The sequence below is a fragment of the Bradyrhizobium sp. 45 genome, from assembly GCF_023073155.1.
Lineage (GTDB): Bacteria > Pseudomonadota > Alphaproteobacteria > Rhizobiales > Xanthobacteraceae > Bradyrhizobium > Bradyrhizobium canariense_D.
The window spans coordinates 1-25,689 of the sequence record NZ_JADPIX010000059.1 but is presented as its reverse complement, the minus strand read 5'-3'; the positions used below and the strand labels follow the sequence as shown (position 1 = coordinate 25,689).

General features: G+C 63.7%; 29 protein-coding genes and 1 tRNA gene. 8 read left to right on the top strand and 22 right to left on the bottom strand.

Annotation, left to right across the window (positions count from 1 at the left end):
* Positions 1 to 249 precede the first annotated feature (249 nt).
* The 7 genes from IVB42_RS10110 to IVB42_RS10080 form a co-directional block, all read right to left on the bottom strand.
* Positions 250 to 1,197, bottom strand: a complete 948-nt coding sequence (locus IVB42_RS10110; protein ID WP_018456445.1) for a 2-hydroxyacid dehydrogenase — start codon at positions 1,195 to 1,197, stop codon at positions 250 to 252.
* A 90-nt stretch (positions 1,198 to 1,287) separates the two neighbouring features.
* The gene (rplA, locus tag IVB42_RS10105) at positions 1,288 to 1,980 is read right to left on the bottom strand and encodes a 50S ribosomal protein L1 (protein ID WP_007602988.1); all 693 of its coding nucleotides are present in this window, start codon (positions 1,978 to 1,980) and stop codon (positions 1,288 to 1,290) included.
* Positions 1,981 to 1,986: 6 nt separating this feature from the next.
* Positions 1,987 to 2,415 carry a 50S ribosomal protein L11 gene (gene rplK / locus IVB42_RS10100; RefSeq protein ID WP_018456444.1) on the bottom strand — a complete coding sequence of 143 codons (429 nt, stop codon included), beginning with the start codon at positions 2,413 to 2,415 and terminating at the stop codon, positions 1,987 to 1,989.
* A 130-nt stretch (positions 2,416 to 2,545) separates the two neighbouring features.
* Positions 2,546 to 3,100 carry a transcription termination/antitermination protein NusG gene (gene nusG, locus IVB42_RS10095; protein ID WP_007602985.1) on the bottom strand — a complete coding sequence of 185 codons (555 nt, stop codon included), beginning with the start codon at positions 3,098 to 3,100 and terminating at the stop codon, positions 2,546 to 2,548.
* Positions 3,100 to 3,291 (bottom strand): preprotein translocase subunit SecE, encoded by a 192-nt coding sequence (gene secE, locus IVB42_RS10090; RefSeq protein ID WP_007602984.1) that lies wholly within the window; start codon positions 3,289 to 3,291, stop codon positions 3,100 to 3,102. Before secE ends, nusG begins: the two co-directional genes overlap by 1 nt.
* A gap of 617 nt (positions 3,292 to 3,908) precedes the next feature.
* Positions 3,909 to 4,136, bottom strand: coding sequence for a hypothetical protein (locus IVB42_RS10085; protein ID WP_198293367.1), 228 nt, complete (start codon positions 4,134 to 4,136; stop codon positions 3,909 to 3,911).
* Between the two features lie 233 nt (positions 4,137 to 4,369).
* Positions 4,370 to 4,445 (bottom strand) — tRNA-Trp (locus IVB42_RS10080).
* A gap of 162 nt (positions 4,446 to 4,607) precedes the next feature.
* On the opposite strand from IVB42_RS10080, the gene IVB42_RS10075 reads away from it, so the two are divergent.
* Positions 4,608 to 5,843 carry a serine hydrolase domain-containing protein gene (locus IVB42_RS10075; protein WP_018456441.1) on the top strand — a complete coding sequence of 412 codons (1,236 nt, stop codon included), beginning with the start codon at positions 4,608 to 4,610 and terminating at the stop codon, positions 5,841 to 5,843.
* A 165-nt stretch (positions 5,844 to 6,008) separates the two neighbouring features.
* Here the strand turns inward: IVB42_RS10075 and IVB42_RS10070 are convergent, their stop codons facing one another.
* Both IVB42_RS10070 and IVB42_RS10065 read right to left on the bottom strand, forming a co-directional pair.
* Entirely contained in the window at positions 6,009 to 6,776 is a 768-nt protein-coding gene (locus IVB42_RS10070) for an SDR family oxidoreductase (RefSeq protein WP_018456440.1), read from the bottom strand.
* Between the two features lie 67 nt (positions 6,777 to 6,843).
* Positions 6,844 to 7,542 (bottom strand): histidine phosphatase family protein, encoded by a 699-nt coding sequence (locus tag IVB42_RS10065; protein WP_018456439.1) that lies wholly within the window; start codon positions 7,540 to 7,542, stop codon positions 6,844 to 6,846.
* 134 nt (positions 7,543 to 7,676) lie between these two features.
* Between IVB42_RS10065 and IVB42_RS10060 the strand changes: the two genes are divergently transcribed.
* Complete coding sequence (locus IVB42_RS10060) at positions 7,677 to 8,462, top strand: SDR family oxidoreductase (protein WP_018456438.1); 786 nt, start codon at positions 7,677 to 7,679, stop codon at positions 8,460 to 8,462.
* Between the two features lie 1,015 nt (positions 8,463 to 9,477).
* Positions 9,478 to 10,650: an acetylornithine deacetylase gene (argE, locus tag IVB42_RS10055; RefSeq protein ID WP_247362358.1), complete on the top strand. Its 1,173-nt coding sequence runs from the start codon at positions 9,478 to 9,480 to the stop codon at positions 10,648 to 10,650.
* 201 nt (positions 10,651 to 10,851) lie between these two features.
* Here argE and IVB42_RS10050 read toward each other — a convergent pair whose 3' ends face one another.
* From IVB42_RS10050 to IVB42_RS10040, 3 genes are all read right to left on the bottom strand, one after another.
* A complete protein-coding gene (locus IVB42_RS10050; protein ID WP_247362356.1) occupies positions 10,852 to 11,478 on the bottom strand; it encodes a LysE family translocator in 627 nt (208 codons plus the stop codon).
* A gap of 89 nt (positions 11,479 to 11,567) precedes the next feature.
* Entirely contained in the window at positions 11,568 to 12,626 is a 1,059-nt protein-coding gene (locus IVB42_RS10045; protein WP_085351268.1) for a phosphotransferase family protein, read from the bottom strand.
* A gap of 132 nt (positions 12,627 to 12,758) precedes the next feature.
* The gene (locus IVB42_RS10040) at positions 12,759 to 13,994 is read right to left on the bottom strand and encodes an acyl-CoA dehydrogenase family protein (RefSeq protein ID WP_007611657.1); all 1,236 of its coding nucleotides are present in this window, start codon (positions 13,992 to 13,994) and stop codon (positions 12,759 to 12,761) included.
* 222 nt (positions 13,995 to 14,216) lie between these two features.
* Here IVB42_RS10040 and IVB42_RS10035 point away from each other — a divergent pair, with 222 nt between their 5' ends.
* On the top strand, positions 14,217 to 14,879 hold the full coding sequence (locus tag IVB42_RS10035) for a TetR/AcrR family transcriptional regulator (protein WP_247362355.1): 663 nt from the start codon (positions 14,217 to 14,219) through the stop codon (positions 14,877 to 14,879).
* Between the two features lie 3 nt (positions 14,880 to 14,882).
* Here IVB42_RS10035 and IVB42_RS10030 read toward each other — a convergent pair whose 3' ends face one another.
* The 6 genes from IVB42_RS10030 to IVB42_RS10005 all read right to left on the bottom strand — a co-directional run bounded on the left by IVB42_RS10030 (position 14,883) and on the right by IVB42_RS10005 (position 20,871).
* Positions 14,883 to 15,275, bottom strand: coding sequence for a RidA family protein (locus IVB42_RS10030; RefSeq protein ID WP_162847229.1), 393 nt, complete (start codon positions 15,273 to 15,275; stop codon positions 14,883 to 14,885).
* Between the two features lie 108 nt (positions 15,276 to 15,383).
* Positions 15,384 to 15,599 (bottom strand): hypothetical protein, encoded by a 216-nt coding sequence (locus IVB42_RS10025; protein WP_018457601.1) that lies wholly within the window; start codon positions 15,597 to 15,599, stop codon positions 15,384 to 15,386.
* A gap of 189 nt (positions 15,600 to 15,788) precedes the next feature.
* Positions 15,789 to 17,018, bottom strand: a complete 1,230-nt coding sequence (locus IVB42_RS10020) for a CaiB/BaiF CoA-transferase family protein (RefSeq protein WP_247362353.1) — start codon at positions 17,016 to 17,018, stop codon at positions 15,789 to 15,791.
* A 169-nt stretch (positions 17,019 to 17,187) separates the two neighbouring features.
* Complete coding sequence (locus tag IVB42_RS10015) at positions 17,188 to 18,393, bottom strand: MFS transporter (RefSeq protein ID WP_247377499.1); 1,206 nt, start codon at positions 18,391 to 18,393, stop codon at positions 17,188 to 17,190.
* 135 nt (positions 18,394 to 18,528) lie between these two features.
* Positions 18,529 to 19,356, bottom strand: a complete 828-nt coding sequence (locus IVB42_RS10010) for a 3-keto-5-aminohexanoate cleavage protein (protein WP_247362349.1) — start codon at positions 19,354 to 19,356, stop codon at positions 18,529 to 18,531.
* Between the two features lie 123 nt (positions 19,357 to 19,479).
* A complete protein-coding gene (locus IVB42_RS10005) occupies positions 19,480 to 20,871 on the bottom strand; it encodes an MFS transporter (protein ID WP_247362347.1) in 1,392 nt (463 codons plus the stop codon).
* Between the two features lie 348 nt (positions 20,872 to 21,219).
* On the opposite strand from IVB42_RS10005, the gene IVB42_RS10000 reads away from it, so the two are divergent.
* The gene (locus IVB42_RS10000; protein WP_018457607.1) at positions 21,220 to 21,477 is read left to right on the top strand and encodes a type II toxin-antitoxin system prevent-host-death family antitoxin; all 258 of its coding nucleotides are present in this window, start codon (positions 21,220 to 21,222) and stop codon (positions 21,475 to 21,477) included.
* The gene (locus IVB42_RS09995; RefSeq protein ID WP_247377497.1) at positions 21,474 to 21,857 is read left to right on the top strand and encodes a type II toxin-antitoxin system VapC family toxin; all 384 of its coding nucleotides are present in this window, start codon (positions 21,474 to 21,476) and stop codon (positions 21,855 to 21,857) included. The genes IVB42_RS10000 and IVB42_RS09995 overlap by 4 nt, the downstream gene beginning before the upstream one ends.
* Before the next feature lie 54 nt (positions 21,858 to 21,911).
* Here IVB42_RS09995 and IVB42_RS09990 read toward each other — a convergent pair whose 3' ends face one another.
* From IVB42_RS09990 to IVB42_RS09975, 4 genes are read right to left on the bottom strand one after another with little or no spacing between them, the layout of a single operon-like run.
* Positions 21,912 to 22,082 carry a hypothetical protein gene (locus IVB42_RS09990; RefSeq protein WP_166520788.1) on the bottom strand — a complete coding sequence of 57 codons (171 nt, stop codon included), beginning with the start codon at positions 22,080 to 22,082 and terminating at the stop codon, positions 21,912 to 21,914.
* 36 nt (positions 22,083 to 22,118) lie between these two features.
* Positions 22,119 to 22,322 carry a hypothetical protein gene (locus tag IVB42_RS09985; protein WP_007611681.1) on the bottom strand — a complete coding sequence of 68 codons (204 nt, stop codon included), beginning with the start codon at positions 22,320 to 22,322 and terminating at the stop codon, positions 22,119 to 22,121.
* 22 nt (positions 22,323 to 22,344) lie between these two features.
* Positions 22,345 to 23,679, bottom strand: a complete 1,335-nt coding sequence (locus IVB42_RS09980; protein ID WP_247362342.1) for a sorbosone dehydrogenase family protein — start codon at positions 23,677 to 23,679, stop codon at positions 22,345 to 22,347.
* Positions 23,676 to 24,128 carry a DUF2231 domain-containing protein gene (locus IVB42_RS09975; protein WP_085357988.1) on the bottom strand — a complete coding sequence of 151 codons (453 nt, stop codon included), beginning with the start codon at positions 24,126 to 24,128 and terminating at the stop codon, positions 23,676 to 23,678. Before IVB42_RS09975 ends, IVB42_RS09980 begins: the two co-directional genes overlap by 4 nt.
* Positions 24,129 to 24,323: 195 nt before the next feature.
* On the opposite strand from IVB42_RS09975, the gene IVB42_RS09970 reads away from it, so the two are divergent.
* Both IVB42_RS09970 and IVB42_RS09965 read left to right on the top strand, forming a co-directional pair.
* Positions 24,324 to 25,187 carry a formate/nitrite transporter family protein gene (locus IVB42_RS09970; protein ID WP_204511540.1) on the top strand — a complete coding sequence of 288 codons (864 nt, stop codon included), beginning with the start codon at positions 24,324 to 24,326 and terminating at the stop codon, positions 25,185 to 25,187.
* Positions 25,188 to 25,282: 95 nt separating this feature from the next.
* Positions 25,283 to 25,489: a hypothetical protein gene (locus IVB42_RS09965; protein WP_018457613.1), complete on the top strand. Its 207-nt coding sequence runs from the start codon at positions 25,283 to 25,285 to the stop codon at positions 25,487 to 25,489.
* Positions 25,490 to 25,689: the final 200 nt, after the last annotated feature.

Genomic DNA, 25,689 nt, shown 5'->3' with positions numbered 1-25,689 from the left:
CGACCTCTGCCCGCACCCCACACCCGACGGTTTTCCCTCCCTTTCCAGCAAATCCTCACGGACGCCCTGAAAAGGAATGATCTCCATCGCTTGTTTTCGGAATGCGTGCACGAACGCGCCAGCCGAGGCCGGCACGTCCGGAAGCGGTTCTTTAACCGCTCGGGGCCTGCTTGCCAAGAGCAAAATTCACACCAGTTCCAATCCGTTGCCGCTCGCGCTTAACCATGGCCGAAAAGGGCCGGTTTCCGCTCATTTGACCGCGTAAGGCAACTTCTTGCCCTCGAAAAACGCGGTCAGGTTCGCCAGCACGCAGTTCTGCATGGCGACGTGCGATTCCAGGGTGTGGCCGCCAATATGGGGGGAGAACACGACGTTGGGCAGTGCCGTCAGCGCGTCAGGAGCGTGCGGTTCCTTGTCATAGACATCGAGACCGGCTCCAGCGATGGTCTTCTGGGTGAGCGCCAGCACCAGGGCTTTCTCATCGATCACCGAGCCGCGGGAGATGTTGACGACATAGCCGTCCGCCCCGAGGCGCTTGAGGATATCGGCGCTGACGGCATGCTGGGTCTCGGCTCCTGCCCGGACCGCGATCATCAGCACGCTGCACCAGTCGGCCAGCGCCTCCAAGGTCGGGAAATATTGATAGGGCAGATCGTACCTGCTGCGGCTGAAATAGCCGATCTCGCTCTCGAAGGACGCGCAGCGCGCTGCGATCTTGCGGCCGATCTCGCCCATGCCGTAGACCCCGATGCGGCGGCCCGGCATCCCGGCCTGCGGGCGCATCATCGGCGAGGGCTTTGACGCGGCCCAATCGCCGCTTCGGACGTACTGGTCGGCCACCAGGATTCGCCGCGTCGCCGCGAGCATCAGGGTCATCGCGATGTCGGCGACGGAGGCCGCATTGGCACCCGGGCTATGTCCGACCGCAATATTGCGGGCAGCAGCGGCCTTCAGGTCAACACCGTCATAGCCGGTGCCGTAGCAGACGATGGCACCGAGCTTGGGAAACAGGTCCATCGCCTCCGCGCCCAGCGGCGTTCCGCCGGCGGTGAGCACTGCACGGATATCGCCGAGCGCGTCGGCCGAAAACATCTCCCGCGCCGGCTTGCCGCCGGTGTCGAGCAGCTCGAACCGCTCGGCGAAGCGCGCCATCATCGTCTTGGGAAAGCGCGAGTAGATCAGGACCTTGTCAGTCATTGTTCTTGTTTCCGGTGAACGCCGTCACAAACGACGAGGGGCGGAATCGGTTGCCCAATTCCGCCCCTCGCCTCATGTCATTTGCAAACCTTAGCCGAGAATGGTGCCCGGCTCGACCTTCACGCCGGGGCCCATCGACGAGGACACCGCAACGCGCTGGATGTAGGTGCCCTTGGAACCGGCCGGCTTGGCCTTGGAGACAGCGTCAGCCAAGGCCTTGATGTTTTCGACCAGTTTTTCCTCGGTGAACGAGGCCTTGCCGACGCCAGCCTGCAGGATGCCGGCCTTCTCGACGCGGAACTCGACCGAGCCGCCCTTGGCGCCCTTCACGGCGCCGGTGACGTCCATGGTCACGGTGCCGATCTTCGGGTTCGGCATCAGGCCGCGCGGGCCCAGCACCTTACCGAGACGACCGACCAGCGGCATCATGTCGGGGGTCGCAATACAACGATCGAAATCGATCGTGCCGTTCTGCACCTTCTCGACCAGGTCCTCGGCGCCGACGACGTCGGCTCCGGCAGCCTTGGCCTCGTCGGCCTTGGCGCCGCGGGCGAACACGCCGACGCGGAGCGTACGGCCGGTGCCGTTCGGCAGGGTCACAACGCCGCGGACCATCTGGTCGGCGTGACGCGGATCGACGCCGAGATTGATCGCGACCTCGATGGTCTCGTCGAACTTCGCTTTCGCGCGTTCCTTGACCATCTTGATGGCGTCTGCGAGCGGGTAAAGCTTTTCGCGATCAATACCTTCGCGGGCTTTGTTCAAACGTTTTCCGATTGCCATGACCGCTTACCCTGCCACTTCCAGACCCATCGAGCGGGCAGAGCCCTCGACCATCTTCATGGCCGCTTCGATGGAATCGCAATTGAGATCCTTCATCTTCTTCTCGGCGATCTCGCGCACCTGCGCTTTGGTCACCGCACCCGCCTTGTCACGGCCCGGCGCCTTGGAGCCGGACTGGATCTTGGCAGCCTGCTTGAGGAAGAAGGACATCGGCGGCGTCTTCATCTCGAACGTGAAGGAACGATCGGCGTAGATCGTAATCACGACGGGAATCGGGGTGTTTTTCTCTTCCTTCTGGGTCTGGGCGTTGAACGCCTTGCAGAACTCCATGATGTTGAGACCGCGCTGACCGAGCGCGGGACCGATCGGGGGCGAAGGATTCGCCGCACCGGCCGGGACCTGAAGCTTCAGGTATCCGGTCACTTTCTTTGCCATGTATCACTCCTGTTGGGCCGGCCTGGGCCGGCGGTTTCAGGTTCGTGGTCTGGGTCGGAGGCGGCTGGCGACCGCCCTCTCCCTCCCACGGCCTCTTGTTACGCGAGACCGAAGCCTCACGCCTACCCGATCAGACCTTCTCGACCTGACCGAATTCCAGTTCGACCGGCGTGGCGCGGCCGAAGATCGACACCGCGACCTTCACGCGCGAGCGCGCCTCGTCGATTTCCTCGACCACACCCGAGAACGAGGCAAACGGGCCATCGGCCACGCGCACGTTCTCGCCGATCTCGAACGACACCGACGCCTTCGGCCGTTCCACGCCCTCCTGCACCTGGTGCAGAATGCGCATGGCCTCGGCTTCCGAGATCGGCATCGGCTTGTTTTCCGCGCCGAGGAAGCCGGTCACCTTCGGCGTGTTCTTGATCAGATGAAACGCCTCGTCGGTCAGCTTCATCTTCACCAGCACGTAGCCCGGGAAGAACTTGCGCTCGGCGTCGATCTTGCGGCCGCGGCGCACTTCCGTGACCTTCTCGGTCGGAACCAGCACCAGCTCGAACAGCTCCTCGAGCCCGCGCTGCTTGGCCTGCTCGCGGATCGATTCGGCGACCTTCTTCTCGAAGTTCGAATAGGCGTGGACGATGTACCAGCGCTTGTCAGACAATTGAGCCGTTGCTGTTGCCATCAGTGAATGCCCAGAAGGAAGGTGATGAGGACGCGGATGATCTGGTCGGCGGCGAAGAAGAAGATCGAGGCCACGGCGACCATGACGAACACCATGATGGTGGTGATCGTGGTCTCGCGGCGGGTCGGCCAGGTGACCTTGGCGGTCTCCGAGCGGACTTCCTGCAAGAACTTGAACGGGCTGACTGCCATCGTTTGATGTCCAACGTCCGTCGACAGACGCGAATGAATTTCAGGGATCCGAACAGCCGCCGTTGGCCCAGCCCTCTGTCGAAGGATGAGCCGGAAATCGGGCTCGATTGTTCGGGGATTCAAAGCCGCGCCGGAAATCCGCGTCTAACGGGCCGGCTGCGAGTGCGCGGTATCTACTTCGGATGGGACCAAAGGTCAAGATAGAGAGGGCCCGCGCGCCCAAAACGACCTCCGCGGGCGAACGACCAGAGATCAGGCCGATCAAGGGCTTATCTGCCGCCTGCAAAGCGCAGTCCCAGCGCCTCAGCCGGTTCCTCGCAGAACGAGACCACCGGGGCCCCCTCACCTGCAGCCCCTTTTGGCGACCCCCTCAAGGTCAGTCGGCCCGATCGATCGTCGAAATGCTCGGCAACGGCACAACGAACTTTCCGCCCTCGGCGAAATAGCCGCCTCCAGTCGGCCGCAGGGTCGCGGCATGGCTGAGGACAAGCTCTTCAACTAATACGAACGTCAGGACGTCTTGCCGACGTTCGGGAATTTCAATTCCGCCGCCGAACTGCCGGGCACGATGCGAGCCGGCTACGACACGTGTTCAGCCATATCATCAACCTCGCGCGCTACGTGCTCGGATCGCCGCCGGCAGTCGCCGAAAGCAACATCGAGAGCTCGGGCGCGGCGACCGTGACACTCGACTCGACGGCGTCGCCTGCGCGCTGCAGCTCGCGAATGGATCCAAAGGCGTCTGGCGCGAGGGGCTGAGCAACGCGTTCGAGCTGGGCGCGCTGACCATCGAATTGCCACCGCCTTTTGCCGAGCAGGAGGCGGAGGTCGTTCTCCATCAGCAAGGACAACCCACGGAATTGTCTCGCGGCAAGGTTGGGCGTTTCGGCGTCAGGCCGAGGCATTCGTCGCCGATATCGTGGAGCAGAGGACGCCGTGGCTTCCGGCGCAGATTCCGTGGCCGACATCGCCCTTCGGAGGCGATCTGGAAACGGCAGATCATCGCCTAGGGCTGCGCCATCCAGCAATATCCAGCCGACGGCTAATCGCCCACATCCCAGTTAAGTGTTTGATTGGTTGGCAGGAGTGGCAGGGCTCGAACCTGCGACCCCCGGTTTTGGAGACCGGTGCTCTACCAATTGAGCTACACTCCTACGGACCCTGCGTTGCCGCGCGGATCAGGCCGCTTTGAAGCACAAGGGGCGGCCGGATTGCAAGGCCGGATTGCAAGGGTGAAGCGCGCTGGCTTCGCTTGTTTGTGCCGCGCCTTCTGGGCCACAGTCCGCTCCGAACAATAATAAGCACCGGGAGTACCCATGACTGCCCAAGCGTCCGCGACAGCCGCCCCTCGCCCCTCGATCGCCGCGAAGACCCCGCCTCTGCCGGAATCCCGCCCCGAGACGCTCGGGCTGTCGCGCCCTCGCCTCGAGACCATGTCGGACGCCTTCAAGCGCGAGATCGACAAGGGAACCGTGCCGGGCGTCACCGTGCTGGTGGCACGGCACGGTCAGGTCGGATGGTTTGAGGCGCTCGGGAAACAGAGCCCGACGGGCGCGGCGCCGATGGCGCATGATTCGATCTTCCGCATTTTCTCGATGACCAAGCCGATCGTGTCGGTCGGCGTCATGACGCTGGTCGAGGACGGCCACCTGCTCCTTGCCGACCCCGTCGCGAAATTCATCCCGGAGTTCGCCAACCAGAAGGTCGGCGTGGTCAGCGGCGGCAAGCTGGAACTGGTTCCGCCGAAGCGCCCGATGACGGTGCAGGACCTGCTCCGCCACACCTCCGGCCTGACCTACGAGCACCAGGGCGACGGCCCCGTGCACAAGATCTATCAGGACTCGCGGGTGCGCAGCCGCAAGATCACCAATGCCGAGCACGCCGCCCTGGTCGCGAGCTTCCCGCTGGTCTGTCACCCCGGCGACGAGTTCAACTACAGCCGCTCCACCGACATCCTCGGGCGCATCATCGAGGTCGTCAGCGGCAAGTCGCTCGGCACGTACCTCACCGAGCGCATTCTCACGCCCTTGCAGATGGCCGAGACCGGCTTTGCGACAGCGGAGGTCAATGCCAACAGGCTCGCCGAGCCATTCGCGGCCGATCCCTGGACCGGCGACAAGGTCGCGCTGTTCAACATGCTCGAGCAGCCCATCATGGAGTCCGGCGGCGGCGGCCTCGTCTCCACCACGATGGACTATGCCCGCTTCGCGCTGATGCTGCGCAATGGCGGCACGCTCGACGGCAACAGGATCATCGGCCGCAAGACGCTGGAGCTGATGGCCTCCGATCATCTCGGCCCGAACGTCGTGACCAACGGCACGCTGCTGTCGCCTGGCCATGGTTTCGGCCTCGGGTTCGCGGTGCGGCGTGAAGCCGGCATCGCGCCCTTCCCCGGCAGCGTCGGCCAGTTTTTCTGGAGCGGCATCGCGGGGACGTTCTTCTGGATCGATCCGAAGGAGGATCTGTTCGTCGTGTTCATGAGCCAGGGCCCGGGGCAGCGCGATCATACGCGTACGCTGGTGCGGGATCTGGTGTACGCGGCGGTGGATTGAGGCGGCGCCGCTATGCGCGGCGCTGCATCACATTTTCGCTGTCATGCCCCGGCTTGACCGGGGCATCCAGTACTCCGGGGCGGATGTGGCGAGAGCGAGCTCTCCAACGAAGGCCGCGGAGTACTGGATCGCCCGCCTTCACGGGCGATGACACCTATTGGGGCCTCAACTGATCGTCGCGCCGCCGTCGATCACCATGGTCTGGCCGGTCATGAAGTCGCCGGCCTTCGAGCCCAGGAACACCGCGGCGCCCGCGATCTCGTCGGGGATGCCGATGCGCAGCAGCGGCGAACGCGCAGTCGAGGCTTTCAGGTTCTCCGGATTGTCCCACAACGCTTTCGCGAAATCGGTCTTGATCAGGCCGGGCGCGATGCAGTTCACGCGGATATTGTGCGGGCCATATTCGCAGGCCAAATTGCGCGCGAGCTGCATGTCGGCGGCTTTCGAGATCGCGTAGGCGCCGAGGATGGTCGAGCCTTTCAGGCCGCCGATCGAGGAGACGATGATGATCGAGCCATCCTTGCGCTCGATCATCTGCGGCACCACCATCGAGATCAGCCAGTTGTTGGCGACGATGTTGTTGTCCAGGATCTTCCTGAACTGATCGTCCGAGATGCCGGCGAGCGGGCCGTAATACGGGTTCGACGCGGCGTTGCAGACCAGCACGTCGATCTTGCCGAAGGCGCGGTTGCTCTCGTCGATGAGGTTCTGCAGATTTTCCTTCGACGAGATGTTGGCGGCGATCGCCACCGCCGTGCCCTTGCCGAACTTGTCGTTGATCCTCTTGGCGACCTGGTCGCAAACGTCGGCCTTGCGCGAGGAGATCACCACCTTGGCGCCGTGCTCGGCCATGCGCTCGGCGATCGCAAGCCCAATGCCGCGCGTCGAACCAGTGATGACGGCGACTTTCCCCTTCATGTCGAACAAGGTCATGTTTCTCTCCCAGAGTACGTTTTGATTGCTTGAAGCTTACGCCGCGTCCGCGCGACCGGGCAATTGCTCAGGCGAGCTTCTTGACTTCCGGTCCCGCGGGTTGATGCATCGCCGCATGCGCATCGTCCGCGATCCACGGCTGCTGGTTCACCATCGGCAGCCGCCAGACATTGCGTTCGGGGCTTGCGAAATAGTCGAGCCGCGTCACAGAGCAATTGTCGATATCGAACGCGAGCCCTCGCTCCGGCTGATTGTCGAGCGCCAGCCCCAGCGCTGCCTTGATGGTGCCGCCATGTGCGACCGCGATCACGTCCTGCCCGGCGGCCTCATTGTTGATCCGCTCGATGGTGCGGCGGGTGCGGTTGTAGAGGTCCATGAAGCTTTCGCCGCCGGGTGCAGGCTCGTTGATGTCGGCAAACCAGCTCGAGCCGACGGGACGGCTGGCGATGAACTCGGCGCGGTTCATGCCCTGCCAACGGCCGAGGTTTTGTTCGGCGAGGTCCGCCTCCCATTTCATCGATGCAGGCCTCGGGAATCCGGCCGCCCAGATCGCTTCGGCGGTCTGATGGGTGCGCATCAGATTGCTCGAATACCAGACCGCCTTGCGTGGCAGCACCTTGGCAACAGCATTGAAGACGTAGGTATCGCTGGTGTCGCAGGCGAGATCGGACTGACCGTAGATGTTGCCACCGTCATTGCGCACGGGCGCGTGACGGACCCACCACCAGCGTGTCGTGACCACTTTGGGCTTGTCTGCACCTGCCATCGAAACCCTTCCATCCCGTCTGATGTCGCTGTACGTCAGTAGCGAACGTGTCTCAAGACACTTTACCGTTTGAAATCTTGTTTGAAATTCCGTCGCGCGGCAAGCGTCGCGCGCGAACCAAAGGGAGAAACCGCATGGGCCGTCTGCAAGGCAAATCCGTCATCATCACCGGTGCCGGCAGCGGCATCGGCCGCGCGGCCGCGCTGCTGTTCACCAGGGAAGGCGCCAAGCTAATCGCGGTCGATCGCAGCGAGGCGGTGAAGGAGACGGTCGACGAGGTGAAGAAGGCCGGCGGTGTCGCGGAAGCCATGATGGCGGATGCGGGCTCCGAAAAGGACGTCATGGCCGTGATCGACAAGGCGGTGAAGACGCACGGCCGGCTCGACGTGATCTGGGCCAATGCCGGCGTCTCCGGCGGACTCGTTCCGCTCGGCGAGCAGACCGTCGAGCAATGGCAGGAAGTCTTGCGCATCAACCTGATCGGGCCGTTTCTCGCGGTGAAGCATGCGATGCCGCACATGGTGAAGCAGCAGTCCGGCGCGATCGTGCTCACCGCGTCCGTCGCGGGCCTCAAGGCCGGCGCCAGCGGACATCCCTATGCCGCGAGCAAGGCCGGCGTCATCTCCCTGGTGCAGACCACCGCCTATTCGCTCACCGGCACCGGTGTGCGCATCAACGCGGTGTGCCCGGGCCTGATCGAGACCGGCATGACCAAGCCGATCTTCGACCGCGCCAAGGAGCGCGGCACCGCCGACAAGATCGGCCAGCTCAATCCGCTCAAGCGCCCCGGCCAGCCGCACGAGCTCGCCGCGATGGGACTGTTCTTGGCCAGCGACGAGGCGTCGTACGTCAATGGCCAGGCCTTCCCGGTGGACGGCGGACTGACGGCGTCGATGCCGTATACGGGGAAGCCGGTTTAGTTCACGCACTCTCGCGTCCCGGAGGCGCTGCAGCTTTCTCACGCTGCTGCGCTGCGTCCGGGGCACGAGACAGAAGTTTTGGCGCGCAACTGCTTCAGCATCGTCATTGCGAGCACAGCGAAGCCATCCAGAGTCTTTCCGCGGCGTCAGCCTGGATTGCTTCGCTGTGCTCGCAATGACGGAGTCTGTGCTCGCAATGACGGAGTCTGTGGGTGGCAGGGTCGCGCTTCCATTCGCATTCCCGTTCGCAGACACACCTTCGCCCTCTCGCGGCTTGTTCGCCCGAGCTTTGCTTGGTCGCCTCACCCTCGAATGAAAGAGGGCGCAGGGAAGACCGGGCGCCGGCTGGCACCCGCGGTCCACTGTGCGAAGTTGCAGTAAAAAATCTGCACAGCGGCATACAGGTGAAGCCAAAACGTCCGGCCTTCGCTGCGCAGCGGTTTTACGGCTTATGCCGTGCTCTCCCCGGGGAGCGATGCACTATTGCGCCCGTCGCCTCATGGATGGCTGATGCGCGAACCCGGTCGGGCCGCCACATCACCACAAGACTTGACGCACAGACCCCGGGCGTCAGGACGACACGGTTTTGCCGTACGCTGTCAGCACCGGTCGTGTGCGCGACGCCTTCGCTCACGGTTGCCCGCCCTGCGAAACCATTCGCGCCGGTGTGGCCCAGCGTCCGCCGCTGTCCGGCCCGCGTTCGTGACGATCGCGATACGCCCCTCTTCCTTGGGCCGGGTTACGGCGACACATACGCCGTTTCCGAATTTCGGTAAAGTGGAATATTTTCAGCGGCGGGCGTTGACCTGCCGCTCGCGTGTTTTGCCCGTCGGCCAATGCAAGGGCTTGTAGCCCGGATGAGCGAAGCGACATCCGGGATTCCGACCACGAGCTGTCCCGGGTATCGCTTCGCTCACCCGGGCTACCGGTCTGTGTTGATTTGCTCTACCACAGCCGACGTTGGTATGGTTCGTGCAAGCACTTCAGCTTCCATCCCCCTGACAAGAACGTGACAATGCCAAGCTCAAGACCCGACCGTATTCGCAAGCTGCTCGCCGACCTCGTCGGCTTCGACACGATCAGCGATCGCTCCAACCTGCCCCTGATCGCGCATATCGAGAGCTATCTCGCCGCACACGGCGTCAAGAGTGAGCGCATCGTCGACGAGACCGGACAGAAAGCCGCGCTATGGGTCACCATTGGACCCGAGGACCGCCCCGGCCTGGTGCTGTCGGGACATACCGACGTGGTGCCTGTGGTCGGCCAGGACTGGAGCCACGATCCCTTCAAGCTGATCGAGCGCGACGGCAAGCTTTACGGCCGCGGCACCACCGACATGAAGGGATTCGTCGCGGTGTGCCTTGCCATGGTGCCGGAGATGCTGGAGGCGAAGCTGACAACGCCGATTCATCTCGCCATCTCCTATGACGAGGAGATCGGTTGCGTCGGCGTGCGGCCGATGCTGCGCGAGCTCGCGAAGAAACGGATCAAGCCGCTCGGCGCCTTCATCGGCGAGCCGACCGAGATGAAGGTCATCATCGGCCACAAGGGCAAGCACGGCGTGCGCGCCACGTTCCAGGGCCTCGCCCGCCACTCCTCGATCGCACCCGAGGGCGTCAACGCGATCGAATACGCCGCCGAGCTGATCGTCGAAATCCGCCGCCGCGCGTTGCAACTCGCAAGCACGAAAGCAACGAACAGCCTCTACGATGTCCCTCACTCGACGCTGCTCACCAGCATCGTGCATGGCGGCGCCGCGCTCAACATCGTGCCCGATACCTGCACGGTGGATTTCGAATGCCGCGGCATCGGCATAACCGAATCCAGGGAGGTGACGGATGCGATCGTCGCCTGGGCCAAGACCGAGATCGAGCCGGCGATGAGGGCGCGACACCCGGAGTGCGGCATCGACTTCGAAGAGATCCTCGATTATCCCGCCCTCGACACCGCCGCCGACGCCACCATCGTCACGCTGGCCAAGAGCCTCGCGGGGCGCAACGACCACGCCAAGGTCGCCTTCGGCACCGAGGCGAGCCTGTTCGCCAGCATGACCGATATCCCGTCAGTGGTGATCGGGCCCGGGTCGATCGCGCAGGCGCATACGCCGGACGAGTTCGTGGAGATGGCGGAGCTGGAGAAATGCGCAGGCTTCGTGGAGAAGCTGATCGCGCATTGCGTGAAGGGGTAAGGTGTTTCCGCGTCATTGCGAGGAGCTCTTGCGACGAAGCAATCCAGACTGCCACCGTGCGAAGATTCTGGATTGCTTCGCTTCGCTCGCAATGACGAGCGTCTGGAGACACCCGTAGTCCGCATGAGCATAGCGGCGACATGCGGGGCCGCTGTCCCGGATATCGCTGCGCTCATCCGGGCTACGAATGAGCGGTGCGCCTCATCGCTCCTGCAAAGCCAGCCGCACGCCGACGGCGCAGTAGATGGTCCCGACCACCTTGCCCTGCCATTTCACGACGGCTGGATGGCGGCGTAGCAAATTGCCGAGACGGCCGGCGCCGACGGCGAACACCACCGTGCTAAGGAGGCCGAGCAACACGAACACAGCACCGAGCAGCGCGAGCTGCAGCGTCGTCGAACCATGCTCGGGCCGGACGAACTGCGGCAGGAACGCGAGGAAGAACAGCGCGGTCTTCGGATTCAGCACCTCGGTCAGCACGGCCTGCCGGAATGCCCGCGCTGCGCTGATCGCGGGCGCACCGCCATTCACCTCGATCGGCGTCTTGTCGAGCATGGCGCGAATGCCGAGATAGATCAGAAAGCCCGCGCCCGCGTATTTGACGACGCTGAACAGGAGTGCCGAAGTCGCGATGATCGCAGAGAGGCCGACGATCGCCATGGTGGTGTGGACCACGTCACCAGCCGCAATTCCCGCGCCCGTCGCGATGCCGACCCTGGTTCCCGAGCTCGCGGCGCGCGCCATGGTGAGGAGTGTCGCCGGTCCGGGAATGAAGACGAAGCCGAGGACGATGAGGATGTAGGTGATGAGGGTGGTGTGATCAATCATGCGGGCATCTCTCTCGTCATTCTGTCCCGTGTCCAGACACGAGAGGAACGCAAGCAAAGGCGCGGCCGTCAGCCGCGCCTTCGGATTCCTTAAACCGCGCCCGCCTTCTGCGCGTACTCCCAAGACGCCTTCGACAGCGGAACGGTGCGCTTGGCTGACTCCAGCGCCTTGGCATTCGCCGCGGTGCCGTCGCGGACCCGGCCGGCGATGCCTTGCGTGATGCCGGCGAGACGGAACAGGTTGTAGGCGAAATACCAGTTGAGGTCAGGCACCGTCATCTTGGTGACGTTGCAATAGATCTGCGCGGCCTCCTCCACGCTCGGGATGTTGAGCGCCTTGAGGTCGGCGCCGTCCAGGCCGGGCATGACCCACTGCATCAGCAGATAGGTGAAGTCGGCCATGGGATCGCCGAGCGTCGACAATTCCCAATCGAGCACGGCCTGCACGCGTGGTTCCGTCGCGTGGAAAATCATGTTGTCGAGGCGATAGTCGCCGTGGACGATCGAGACGCGCGCCTGCTCCGGCACGGTCTTCGGCAACCATTCGGCGACCTTCTCGAACTCCGGAATGGTCTGGGTCTCGGACGCGCGGTACTGCTTGGTCCAGCGGTCGATCTGCCGGGCAAAGTAGTTGCCGGGTTTGCCGAAGTCGCCAAGACCGATCGCGACGGGATCGAACATGTGGAGTTTTGCCAGCGTCTCGATCTTGCTGGTGAAGATCTTTCGACGATCATCCCGCGTCTGGCTCGGCAGCGTCGGATCCCAGAACACCCGGCCGTCTTCCATCGACATGATGTAGAAGGCCGAACCGATGATGCTGTCGTCCTGGCACAGCGCATAGGCCTTCGCGACCGGAAAGCCCTGCTTTCCCAGCGCCGCGATCACGCGATATTCGCGATCGACCGCGTGCGCCGACGGCAACAATTTGCCGAACGGTTTTCGGCGCATCACATAGGAGCGGTTCGGCGTGTCGAGCCGATAGGTCGGGTTGGACTGGCCGCCCTTGAACTGGAGCACGACCAGCGGTCCCTCATAACCCTCGACGTTCTCGCGCAGCCAGGCTTCGAGCCGCATCTCGTCGATGCGATGACGCTCCTCGACCGGTTTGGTGCCCGAGAACTCTTCGTCTTTCCTGACGCCGTCAGCCACGATGACGCTCCCTCTTCAGTCCGAACATGATCCTAATCGGTAACCCCCAGCGCACTTGCGTCAAGCGGTCATCCGATCACGGATCATGCCCTGTCGTTTCTTCAAATCGGGAGCGCCAGCGTGCTCTCCCGCTTAATGACTGGAAGAGTTTGCATACTTCCGAACCTCGAGCCTGGCAATGGCGCGATTGTGCACCTCGTCCGGGCCGTCGGCGAGACGGAGCGTGCGGATGTGGGCGTAGTCCTTGGCGAGGCCGGCTTCGTCCGAGACGCCTGCACCGCCGAAGGCCTGGATCGCCTCGTCGATGATCTTCAGCGCCATGTTGGGGGCTGCGACCTTGATCATGGCGATCTCGGCCTGCGCGGTCTTGTTGCCGACCTTGTCCATCATGTCGGCGGCCTTGAGGCACAACAACCGCGTCATCTCGATGTTGGTGCGGGCCTCGCCGATGCGCTGCTCCCACACCGAATGCTCGACGATCCGCTTGCCGAAGGCAGTGCGCGAGGTAAGCCGCTTCACCATTTTCTCCAGCGCCTCCTCGGCCTTGCCGATGGTGCGCATGCAGTGATGGATACGGCCGGGACCGAGGCGGCCCTGCGCGATCTCGAAGCCGCGGCCTTCGCCGAGCAGGATGTTCTCCTTCGGCACCCGCACGTTCTCGAGCAGCACCTGGGCGTGGCCGTGCGGCGCGTCGTCGAAGCCGAACACGGGCAGCATCTTCTCGACCTTGATGCCGGGGGTGTCGAGCGGAACCAGGATCTGCGACTGCTGCTGGTGCTTGGCCGCCTTGAAGTCGGTCTTGCCCATCAGGATCGCGATCTTGCAGCGGGGATCGCCGACGCCGGACGACCACCATTTGCGGCCGTTGATGACGTAGTGGTCGCCGTCGCGCACAATGCTGGTCTCGATGTTGGTGGCGTCAGACGAGGCCACGGCCGGCTCCGTCATCAGGAAGGCGGAGCGGATTTCGCCGTCCATCAGCGGACGCAGCCATTTGCGCTTCTGCTCCTTGGAGCCGTAGCGCATGAATACTTCCATGTTGCCGGTGTCGGGCGCGGAACAATTGAAGACTTCCGAAGCCCAGGAGATGTGGCCCATCTGCTCGGAGAGCAGCGCGTATTCGAGATTGGTCAGTCCCGCGCCGCGGAATTCGTCGTCCTCATGCTCGTTGGGCGGCATGAACATGTTCCAGAGGCCTTCGGCTTTCGCCTTCTTCTTGAGATCCTCGAGCACCGGGATCACCTTCCAGCGTTCGCCGCTGCGATCCTGCTCATCATAGACCGGCACCGCCGGGCGCACGTGCTTGGCCATGAAGGACTGCACGCGGTCGAGCCATTCCTTCTGCTTCGGCGACAGATCGAAATCCATGGGACGCTCCTCGTCTTTGCCAACTCGTTTGGCGAACTTGTTTTGCGCCGGACTGTCCACCCGCATTGTGCGACCCGCAAGTGCGAATGCGCGGCTTGCGGATGCTCCGGAACCCATTCGCGCGTTTGCGAACGAGTCCCGATTGCGGATTGACTTTCCCGGCCTTCAAACGATAGTTTCATACAACCGTTTGAATTGCAACTCCCTCCCCGAGGGGCTCCCATGGCCAGCGATCATACCCGGACTGCCATTCTCGCCGCCGCCGAACGGCTCTATGCCGATCGCGGGTTCGGCGACGTGACGTTGCGCGACATCGTCGCTGAGGCCAATGTCAACCTCGCGGCGGTGAACTATCATTTCGGCTCGAAGGACGAGTTGATCGCGGAGCTGTTCGTGACACGCTCGATCGCCACCAATCGCGAGCGTCTGCGCGAATTGAAGGCGGCGGAAGAACAAGGCGGCGGCCGCGCGCCGATCGAGGTAATCCTGCATGCCTTGGTCGGCCCGACGCTGCGCGGCTGCCTCGGTCCCGAGAACCAGCGCTCGAGCGCGGCGCGCTTCATGATCCGCGCTTCGATCGAATCCGTGCCGCCGATCCGCCGCATCAAGAATCGCGAGATCGACCATTTGCGCAAATTCGCCGGCGCGATGCGAAGGTCCCTGCCCGACCGCAGCGACGTCGATATTTACTGGGGCCTGAACTTCGCGCTCGCCATGGCGCACCACACCATCCGCGAGAGCGAGCGGCTGACGAAACTGTCGGAGGGCAAATGCGACCTCGACGATGTCGAGGACGTGGTCGCGCGCGTCGTCAGCGTGGCGACGATGGCGCTGACGGCGGGACGGACGGAGGCGAAGGCGCCGTCAAAAATGGCGGCGCGCTAACCTTCACATCATCGCGATGCAGTCGATCTCGACGTCGAAGGGGCCGAACCATTCCGGCGTACAGACGAAGATCCGCGCCGGCGGATCGTGCGGGAAATAGCGCGCATAGACGTTGTTGAACGCGGCGAAGTGCTTGGTCGAGGTGCAGTAGACGTTGCACTTCATGACGTTGTCGAGGCTCGCGCCCGCCGTCTCAAGGCACAGCTTCATCTGCTCCATGATCAGCTCGCTCTGCCGTTCGATCGGCACGTCCGCGATCTCGCCCGTCTCGGGGTCGAATGGCGGCAGGCCGGCGACGAAGATCATGTTGCCGGCGCGCGTGACCGGCGAGACCGGCGCCTGCCGACGATCGAGGAAAGTCGAGATCGGTTCGACGCGGAGCGCTTCGCGTTTCATTTCGAGATTCATGGGCGGCCACCTTCGGTCCAAGCGAGATGACGGCTTGCTACAGCATGTTGCAGCCGTCATGCTTCGCTTCTGATCGAAGTTTGGTCGCCGAGCCGCCTAGGCGTGCTGCGGCATCTCCTCGGCCTCTTCCTTGGCGAGCAGCAGCAGCATCTCGATGCCCATGTCGCCTTCCTGCGGCGAGCGGATGAACTTTATTTCGTCGGCGCTTTGCCGCAACGCGGCAATGATCGCGACGGCCTGGTTGGCCGTTGCCGCCTCGGTCGCCAGAATTGCCTTCTGGTTCTTGGCCTGAAACCCGATCGTGTAGGACATGCGTTCCCTCCCGGACTGAGTGGACCGATCGAATCTGAGTCGCGCGCGGAGCGGAAGCCTGTGTGAGTACGGACCGGAATTATCTGGGGATTGCCCGCAAGGTTCGCGCAAGGCCGCAGGAGCGTCATGTTGACGTCCCTTTTTATCCAGTGGCGATCAGGCCAAACCGCGCGCGCCGCTTCGCCGAAGCTAGATAATCCCCTGCTGCTTCAGCGCCTCGATCTTGCCGGCATCGTAGCCGAGCTTGCCGGCGAGCACCTCCTGGGTGTGCTCACCGAGCAGCGGCGGGGCGCGGTAATCCTTGATCGGGGTTTCCGAGAGCGTCAGCGCGTTGCGGATCAGCGAGAGATCGGGCTGGAAGGGATGATCGACCTTCACCCGCATGCCGCGCGACTGGACGTGCGGATCGGAAAACACCTGCTCGAAATTGTTGATCGGGCCGGAGGGCACGCCGGCCTCCTCCAATCTGTCCAGCCAATAGGCCACCGGCTGCTTCAGGAACAGGCCGGCGAAGATCGCCATGATCTCCTTGCCGTGCACGACGCGGTCGTTGTTCCTGACGAAACGCTTGTCGCTCGCGAGTTCGGGCGCGCCGAGCACGGCGCAGGTGCGCTGGAACTGGCCGTCATTGCCGACCACCAGCATCAGCTCGCCGTCGGTGCAGCGGAACACGCCGGCCGGCATGCCGCCATTGCCCCAGGTGCCGCGGCGCGGCGGCGTCTTGCCGTTGACGAGGTAGATCTGCAGCCAGTGCGACAACGACGCGATGACGGTGTCGAACAGGCAGACGTCGATATGCTGCCCCACGCCATCATTGGCGTCGCGATGATAGAGCGCCGAGAGAATCCCGATCGAGGTGTTCATGCCGGTCATGTAGTCGACGATCGACGGGCCGACCTTCATCGGGCCCTCGCCGGGCTCGCCGTCGATATGGCCGGTGACGCTCATCAGGCCGCCCATCGCCTGCAGGATGGCGTCGTAGCCGGCGCGCGGCGCATAGGGGCCGGTCTGGCCGAAGCCGGTCACCGAGCAGTAGATAATGCCGGGATTGATCGCCTTGATGGTCTCGTAGTCGAGGCCGTAGCGCTTGAGATCGCCGACCTTGTAGTTCTCCATGAAGACGTCGACATCCTTGGCGAGCTCGCGGATAATCGCCTGCCCCTCGGGCTTGGCGATGTTGACCGTGACCGACTTCTTGTTGCGGTTGGCGCAGAGGTAGAATGAATTGTTGTTGTTGGCCTTGCCCTCGGGGTCAGTCAGGTAAGGCGGGCCGAAGGCGCGCGCGTCGTCACCGGTGCCCGGCCGCTCGATCTTGATAACCTCCGCGCCCAAATCGCCCAGCATCTGGGCCGACAGAGGCCCGGCAAGCACGCGGGTGAGGTCAAGGATCTTGATGCCTGAGAGCGGCAGGGCCGACATGTCGAATTCCTCCGGGAACTGGATCTTGGCGCGGCGGCGAGATCGCAGGCCGCGCTTCCTGCGGATACACTATTTTGGCGATCCGAGCACTGCACTGTGGGCATACGGCCATCCCCCAGCCCGCCCGGCGCAGGTCACCGCGCGGTGAATTTCCGCATGGCGAATATTCTCAGGTTGCAGCCGCTGCAGCCACCTGCGGCCGGCGGCGGCCGAGCAGGACCAGGATCAGCACCGTGGCGCAGGAGCAGACGAAGGTGAGACCGAGCGCGCCGCGGCTGCCGAACTGGGTGAGCAGGCCGACAAGGAGCGGCGGCGAGACCGCGGAGGCGAGATTGAGCGGCAACGCGATCATCGACATCGCCTTGGCGAACTCGGTCTGATCGTAGAACACGAGCGGGATCGTTGCCCGCGCCACCGCCATCGCGCCGCTGCCGGCGCCGTAGAGCAGGATGAAGGCCGCAACCGCCCAGGTCGCGCCCTCGCTCGTCATCAGCAGCAGCATGGCGATCGGCAGCGCCGTGCCGGCGACGAGCCCGGTCGTGATTCCATCCCACCGCCCTCCGCCGAGAAAATCGAGTCCGCGGGCGCTGACCTGGATCACGCCCAGCATCGAGCCAAACGCAAGCGCCTGCGCCGGGGGAAGCCCCTCCGCCCGGAGCAACTCGATCATGATGGCGCCGATGCCAAAATTGACGAAGGCATTCAGCGTGATCGCGGCAACGACGAGGCTGAAGGTGCTCCTGGGAATCGCAGGCGGCGGCGAAGATTTCACCGGCTCGCCGCCACGATCACCGACGATTTTCCGGCGCGGTGCAAAGAATGCATAGAGCGGAAGGTTGATGACGACCATCATGGCTGCATAGACGAGGCACGTCCCGCGCCAGCCGAGCAAACCGCTGAGGAACGACGTCGTCGGCCAGAAGATGCTGCTCGACAGGCCCGTCACCAGCATCAGCGCGCCGATGGCATTCTTGGCCTGCCGCCCGGCGACCTCGTTCAGCATGATATAGGCGCCGGTCGAAAGCGTGGCGCTGCCGGCGATGCCAAGGACGATCCAGGCCGCGAAATACAGCATCGGCTCGCGCGCGAGGGACAGCAGGATGAAGCCCGGCACGGTGAGGACCGTGCCTGAGATCATGACCTTTCGTGCGCCGTGCCGCGCAAACGACCTGGCGAGCCAGGGCGCGCATAGCCCCATCGACACATAGAGGACGGACGTCCCGGCGAACACCGCCGGCAGGCTCATGCCGAGATCGGCCGCGAGATCGCGTCCGACGATGGCGGGAAGACCTATCGTACCCCACCCGACAAGCTGGGAGACCGCAAGCACCAGCAGGACCCCGATGAGCCTGCTGTCAGATTTCAAGAACCGCATTCCAATCGTCGCCTGCCCGGCAGGCGCCGATCACGCCTGTGACACCTGTCTTACCCCCGGACTTAGCGCAGGGAAACGCCGGCCGTCGAATGGCAGCAGGCGGCCGGGAGCATGTCAGGTGGCGGCAGGAGCGCCCTACCCCGCGAGCCCGAGCAGGGATCGCGCCTCGGCCGCAGTCGCCACGCGCCGGCCGTGACGCGCGACAGCCTCACCGGCGACGGCCACGAGCTCGGCGTTGCTGGCCGCGAGGCGCGCCTTGTCGATCCTGATATTGTCCTCGAGGCCGGTGCGGACCGCATCGGCGCCCCGCGCGAGCGCCCAGCCCATGACCTCGGCCTGGTGGCGTCCGATCCCCGCTGCCGTCCATGTCGCCTCCGGGATCAGCCGCCTGAGCTCTCCCAGCAAGATGTCGAGGACATGCTCGTCCGCGGGCATGGCGTTCTTGACGCCCATGACGAACTGCACGTGCGGACGCTGGTCGATCAGCCCCGCCTCGATCAGGCGGCGGGCGCCATGCAGATGCGACAAATCGAAGATCTCGATTTCCGGCCGGATGCCATTCGCCTTCATCCCGGTGGCGAGGGTCTCGACCAGCGCGGCGCTGTTCTCGTAGACGATGGTCGGAAAGTTCACCGATCCCGTGGACAGCGAGGCCATGTCCGGCTTCAGGTAGAGCGACGATCCGCGCGCCGAGGGATCGCGGCCCCGCCCTCCGGTCGAGAACTGAACGATCATGTCCGGACAGTGCTTCTTGATCCCCGCCTGCACCAGGGCGAAACGCTCGGGATCGGAGGACGGCGTCTCGTCATCGTTGCGAACATGGATATGGGCGAGCGTGGCACCGGCTTCAAAGGCCTGGTGCGTCGACTCGATCTGCTCGGACGGCAGAATCGGGACCGCGGGATTGTCCTTCTTGCGCGGAACGGAGCCGGTGATTGCGACGGCAATGACGACGGGGTTCATCTTGCAACCTCATATTGATTGCGCTCGCGCGCACCAAATTCGAATCGGCGGCCTGACTATGCAGTGAGGCCCTGCCGCCGCGAACATCATCGATCGCGGCGGCAGTTGCCTCTACCATACCCGTCAGGTCCGAACCGTGGCAGCCCCGCTCACCGCATCGCCGGCGCGCTGACGGTCATAATCTGCCCGCAGCATTGGAACGGCATTGGGATTGCCGAGATCGTCGATCCTGATCCGATAGGTTTCCCGCGCGGTCAGGGCGGCCAGCGCGGCGATGACCGTGATAGCGAAGGCAATCGCCCCCACCGTCAACGGAATGTTGGTCGAGCCGGGAGGCGCGACGGTCGCAAACAGGGCGGGCAGCAATGCGGTGATGGTGGTTCCGATGTTCTGCGATATCGCCATCGCCGAGACGCGGGTGCGGGTCGGAAACAGCTCCGGGTAAAAGCTCGGGAAGATCGCGTTGTAGCCCTGATAGACGACGCCCCACATCAAGAGCGACACCAATATTGCCAGCGGCACATTCCTGATGCTGATGGCATAGAGATAGCAAAAGGCGAGCAAGCCGGAGAGAAGCGCGCCGACGATGATCGGGGGCTTGCGGCCGACCTTGTCGGAGAGATTGCCGACGAAGGGAATGACGAACACGGCCAGCATGTTTCCGAGCACGGGGATCCAGAGATAGACGTCCTTGGCAAAACCGATCCCGTAGGCCGGCTGCACCGCATAGGCCGCGCCGAAGATGGTCGCAACGACAGGAATGACATTCATCAGCGCCATGCAGATGACCCTGAGCATGTCGCGCCAGCTCAGCTTGATGGCCTGGACGATGGGCGCGCGCGGCGTTTCTCCCCGTTCGCCCTCGCGGGCAAAAGCAGGGGTCTCGTCGACTTCGCGACGAATGATGTAGCCCGCGACGATGACGAAGAAGCTGAGCAGGAAGGGAATCCGCCAGCCCCAGCTGTTGAAGGCGTCGGTCGGCATATAGGCCGCCAACGGCAGGAAGATTGCTGCGGCGAGGATCTGTCCGGCCTGCACCCCCTGAAGGGCGAAGCTGGCATAGAAGCCCCGTCGGCCGAACGGCGCGTGCTCCAGGATCATCGAGCTTGCGCCCGAGATTTCGCCGGCAACGGCAAATCCCTGCACGAGGCGCAGAATGACGAGCAGAATTGGCGCCAGGATGCCAACCTGCTGGTAGGTCGGCAGGATACCCACGGCCATCGTCGAGATGCCCATCAGGAACATGCAGACGATGAGAACCGTCTTGCGGCCATGGGTGTCGCCCCAGTGCCCGAGGACGAACGCGCCAATCGGCCGGGCCACATACCCGACGCCATAGGTCGCCAACGAGGCGACGATCGCGACGGTGGGATTCTCCGACGGGAAGAAGATTTGCGGGAAAATCAGTGACGCGGCGGTCGCGTAGATGAAGAAGTCATAATATTCGAGAGCCGACCCGATCCAGCCGCTGGCAGCGGCTTTCCTGGACTGACTCATCTGATGGATCGCGGTCATCTCAAGATTCCTCCCTTGGGTTTTGCTGACGTCCCGTTGACGGGCTTCGCTCAAAATTGGGCAGCACTCTCCGGCCGCTCTGCGGAGTTTCGCGAGCGCTTGTCATTGCCGATGGGTGTCTGCTTGGTGGCGACGATAAGCTTTCGCCGGGCTAACACAATTACCCAGTTATTCGACAAACCTAACATGATGTTATTTTGTACGGAGAGCCCACGTTCCGGCGAACACCGCCGGCAGGCTCATGCCGAGATCAACCGCGAGATCGCGTCCGGCGATGGTGGGGTGGGAGGTGGTTGACATTGGACCATTGCATGGTCCATTTTATGAAAACTGAGGAAGGACAATGAGATGCGGGTCTCCGTTACCGACGCAAAAGGACAATTGACCGATCTTGTCCGCCGCGCAGAGGCCGGCGACGAGGTGATCCTGACGCGACATGGGCATCCCGCGGTACGGCTCGTCCCGGTCAAGCTTTCGCCGGACCGCGCCACCCGCCGGACCGCGCTTGAGGCGGCGCGAAGGACCGGCGGGGCGAAAGCTATTCCCGGACCGAGCGCCGCGCGCAGTCAGGACTTTCTTTTCGGCGATGATGGACTGCCGGAATGATCGCAGTCGATACCTCCGCGCTGATGGCGATCGTGCTCGACGAACCCCAAGCCGATGCTTGCATCACCGCGCTGGACACCGCCGACGAAATCCTGATCTCGGCGGCCTCCGTTGCAGAAAGCCTGATCGTCGCGGCACGGCGGGGCGTCGACGAAGAGATGAACAAGCTGATTAACGATCTCGGTTTGAACGTGATCTCGGTGACCCTAGCTTCGGCCGAACGCGTGGCGCAAATCTACTCGCGTTGGGGCAAAGGCATTCGTCCTGCCGGTCTCAACTTTGGTGACTGCTTCGCCTACGATGTCGCCAAGGAGCATGGCTGCGCACTTCTTTATGTCGGCGACGACTTTGCCAAGACGGATATCGTTGCGGCGGCGTAAGTCGACGGCCGGGCGCCGACTTACCGGCCGAACAGAAAAGCCGCGGGGCAGCCGTCAGGCCGTGTGACCGGGATCGACGTGCTTCGGCGTTTTCTTGTCGCGTTGGGGTGTCATCTTGGCCGGATCCGGCGCACCCGGCACGCCGCGCGGCCCGAGCTGGTCTCGCTGAATGTCGTCTTCAGAGCGGGAGGGTTCAATGCCGTTCGGTTCACGGGGCTTGGTCATCGCAGCCTCCTGAAGTGTTCTGCTCGGAGTGTCCCATCAAATTCCCAGCGCGTTCTCGCCGGCTTCCCGGCCGGGCACGCTGACATGGACTTCGTGTCCCTCGCGAAGCGCCAGCGAGGCGGCAGCCACCGCCGATTCGAAGGCCGCTTCCTTGGTGGAGTATCTGTTCTTGACGTCGCCGTCATGCAGCACGCCCCATTCGTCCTGCACCGGCACGATCGTGTATTGAGCAAGGCCCATGGTGTAACTCCTCGAGATCTATCTATCGCTGCGTGAGCTGCGGGTGCGCCGCCGTCACGCGCCACACCGTGTTGCCGCTGTCATCGGCGACCAGCAGCGCGCCGGTCTTGTCGATGGCGACGCCGACGGGCCGCCCGCGCGCCTGGTTGTCGCTGTTGAGGAAGCCGGTGACGACGTCCTGCGGCGGACCGCTCGGCCTGCCATCCGTGAATGGCACGAACACCACCTTGTAGCCGTTCAAGACCTGCCTGTTCCAACTGCCGTGCTCGCCGACGAAGGCGCCGCCGCGATAGGCCGCCGGCAAACTCGCGCTCGTGTTGAAGGCCATGCCGAGCGGCGCGACATGCGAGCTCAGCGCATAGTCAGGCACGATCGCCTTGGCGACGAGATCAGGACGCTCCGGCTTGACGCGAGGATCGACGTGCTGGCCGTAATAGCTGTAGGGCCAGCCATAGAAGCCGCCGTCCCTCACCGACGTCATGTAGTCCGGCACGAGATCGGGACCGAGTTCGTCGCGCTCGTTCACCACCGTCCACAGCGTCCCGGTCTGCGGCTCGAAGCTGAGGCCGTTCGGGTTGCGCAAGCCGCTCGCGAAGATGCGCCAGCGGCCGCTGGCACGGTCGATCTCGAGGATCGCGGCGCGATTGTGCTCGGCCTCCATGCCGTTCTCGGTGATGTTGCTGTTGGAGCCGACGCCGGCATAGAGCTTTGAACCGTCGGGGCTCGCGACCAGGCTCTTGGTCCAGTGATGATCGATTGGTCCGCCCGGCAGCGGCGTCAGCACCGTGCCCGGCGCGGTGATCTTCGTATCACCCTCCGTGTAGGGATATCTGACGATCGCATCGGTGTTGGCGACATAGAGATCGTTGCCGACCAGCGCGACGCCGAACGGCGAGTTGAGATGGTCGAGGAAGACGCTCTGCACGTCCGGCACGCCGTCGCCGTTGCTGTCGCGCAGCAGCGTGATGCGGTTGCTCGCGCCGGTGTCGCCGCCTGATGTCGCCCAGGACTCGATGTATCCCATCACGATTTCCTTGGGCCGCTTGATCGGAGCGCCCTTCGGCGCCTTGGATTCCACCACCAGCACGTCGCCGTTGGGCAGCACGTAGAGGAATCGGGGGTGCTGCAAGCCGGTCGCGAAGGCCTTGGCCTGCAAGCCCTGCGCGACGGCCGGGGTCTCGTCCTTTTTCCAGCCGACGATACGGGCGATGTGCATCGGCGGCAGCAGGTATTGCTGGATGTCGGGCAGCGTCGGGTTGGCGCCGGTTTGCGCCTTCGGATCGCCACTGCCGTCATTGCAGCCGGCGAGACACAGCAGCGAGGCACACAACAGCACCCGAACGATTGCGGAGTTCATCGCGCAACTCCTACACCGTGGCGATACACCATCGCCCAGCCGAGCCAGCCGGTGACCGGCAGGATCAATACGGTGATGGCTGAAAGAATGAGCCCGGTCGGCCACACCGAGGTCCAGGCATCGCGCGTATGGATCAACGCATTGACGATCGCCAGGACCAACGCCACCGCGTTGCCGATCAGATGCGGCCAGGCCGGCGGTTGCGCCCGCACCAGACGGTTGCCGAGAAAATCGGTCAGGCCCGCGATCGCCGCCAGTACGCCGAAGATGACGCCGACGACCAGAAGCCAGGCGGAAAAATCCGCCCACATGATCTCGGCACTGACGACATAGGCGATATCGGTCAACAGCGCTCCGATGAAACAAGCGATCGGTATCGGCACCAGCATCGGATGAATCGGATGGCCCGCGATCTGCGCGGTTGAGCGCACACGCAAATTGTCTTGCACGGTTGGCCTCTTGTCAGATCGCCACCCGCCCCGGTAGAAAACACCCGCTTTCCACGAAGGTTCCGGATGGTCGACCACGGCGCCGCCGCTGTGCCTCAACAATGCTGCGGCGTGCGAGCACTTACCAGGAACCCCTTGCCGCTCCGAGCCTTGATCCCGGCATTGAGATGAACCTGCCCTTCAGGAGACCGCGGAGTGGACCAGCCTGGCGACGGCGCCTCCTTCAATCCAGCCTCAAAGCTCGACGGCGTCTCGCGGCGCCAGACGAAACAGATCGAATCCCAGAGCCGGCCTAGCGCAGCGCTGATCCATGAGACAATCCGCGCCGAGGGTGAGCAGGAACTGGAACGGCGATGGTGGGCCATCGTGCTGTCCGGCCTCGCCGCCGGCCTTTCGATGGGATTGTCCCTGATTGTCCAGGGCGAGTTTCACGCGCTGATTTCCGACGAGGCCACCCGACGGCTGGTGGCTCCGCTCGGCTACACGGTCGGTTTCCTGGTCGTGGTGCTGGGACGGCAGCAGCTCTTCACCGAGAACACCCTGACGCCGATGCTGCCGCTGTTGCACAACAGGGATCTCGGCACGCTTGGGAGCGTGATCAAGCTTTGGGGCCTGGTCCTCGCCTCCAACATCGCAGGAACCTGGGCCGTTGGATCCGTGCTCGCGCACACCAGCATCTTCGAACCCCGCATCGTGGGCGCCTTCGTCGATCTCAGCCGCCACACCATCGAGGGTACGTTCGCGACGACCCTTGTCCGGGCGATCTTTGCCGGCTGGCTGATCGCCTTGATGGCGTGGCTACTGCCTGCCGTGAAGGGATCGCGCCCGCACCTCGTCGTCGTGATGACCTATGTGGTCGCGCTCGGCCAGTTCGCGCACATCATCGCGGGCTCGGTCGAGTGCGCCTTCCTGGTGCAGAGCGGCCTGGCGTCGCTCTCGCAATATGCCTCGGACTTCTTCGTACCGACACTCCTCGGCAATATTCTGGGCGGAACGACCCTCGTGGCCCTGCTGAACTACGGACAGGTCGCCCCCGAAATCCGCGACCACAGGGAGTAAAGAGCCTGCACAAAAGCTGCCGCCTCGACAGGAACGATGGGCCCGAGCCGAGCTTGCCTCGGCAAATCAACGCGCGCCGACGAGCAGGATCAATCATGAGCACCGATACCAAGAGCCCATTCGACAAGGACCCGGCCGAAGGATCACGCGACATCATCGATCGTGAATTGCAGCGTGCCGAAGATACCGCCAACAACAAGGTCGATCATCTCCCCGGCGTGAAGGTCAGCGGGCAGCCCCAGGGCGGCGCAGTCGATCGTGCCCGGAAGCAGCGCGAGGAGAAGGACAGCAAACAGGAATAGAGCCGCTCTGCCGACCCGAAACGCACCCGGTTATCGCAAGGCCGCCCGCTCCAAGCTCCAGCCGTCACCGGGACCGACTTGACGGTCAAAGTCGGTCAATCGTAAGCGCGAATTTCCCTGCACCTTTTGCTTTTGAGTGCTCTGATGCATGAGGTGTCCACCAAAATAGGTGGACACCTTGTGATGGCAGACGATGATCA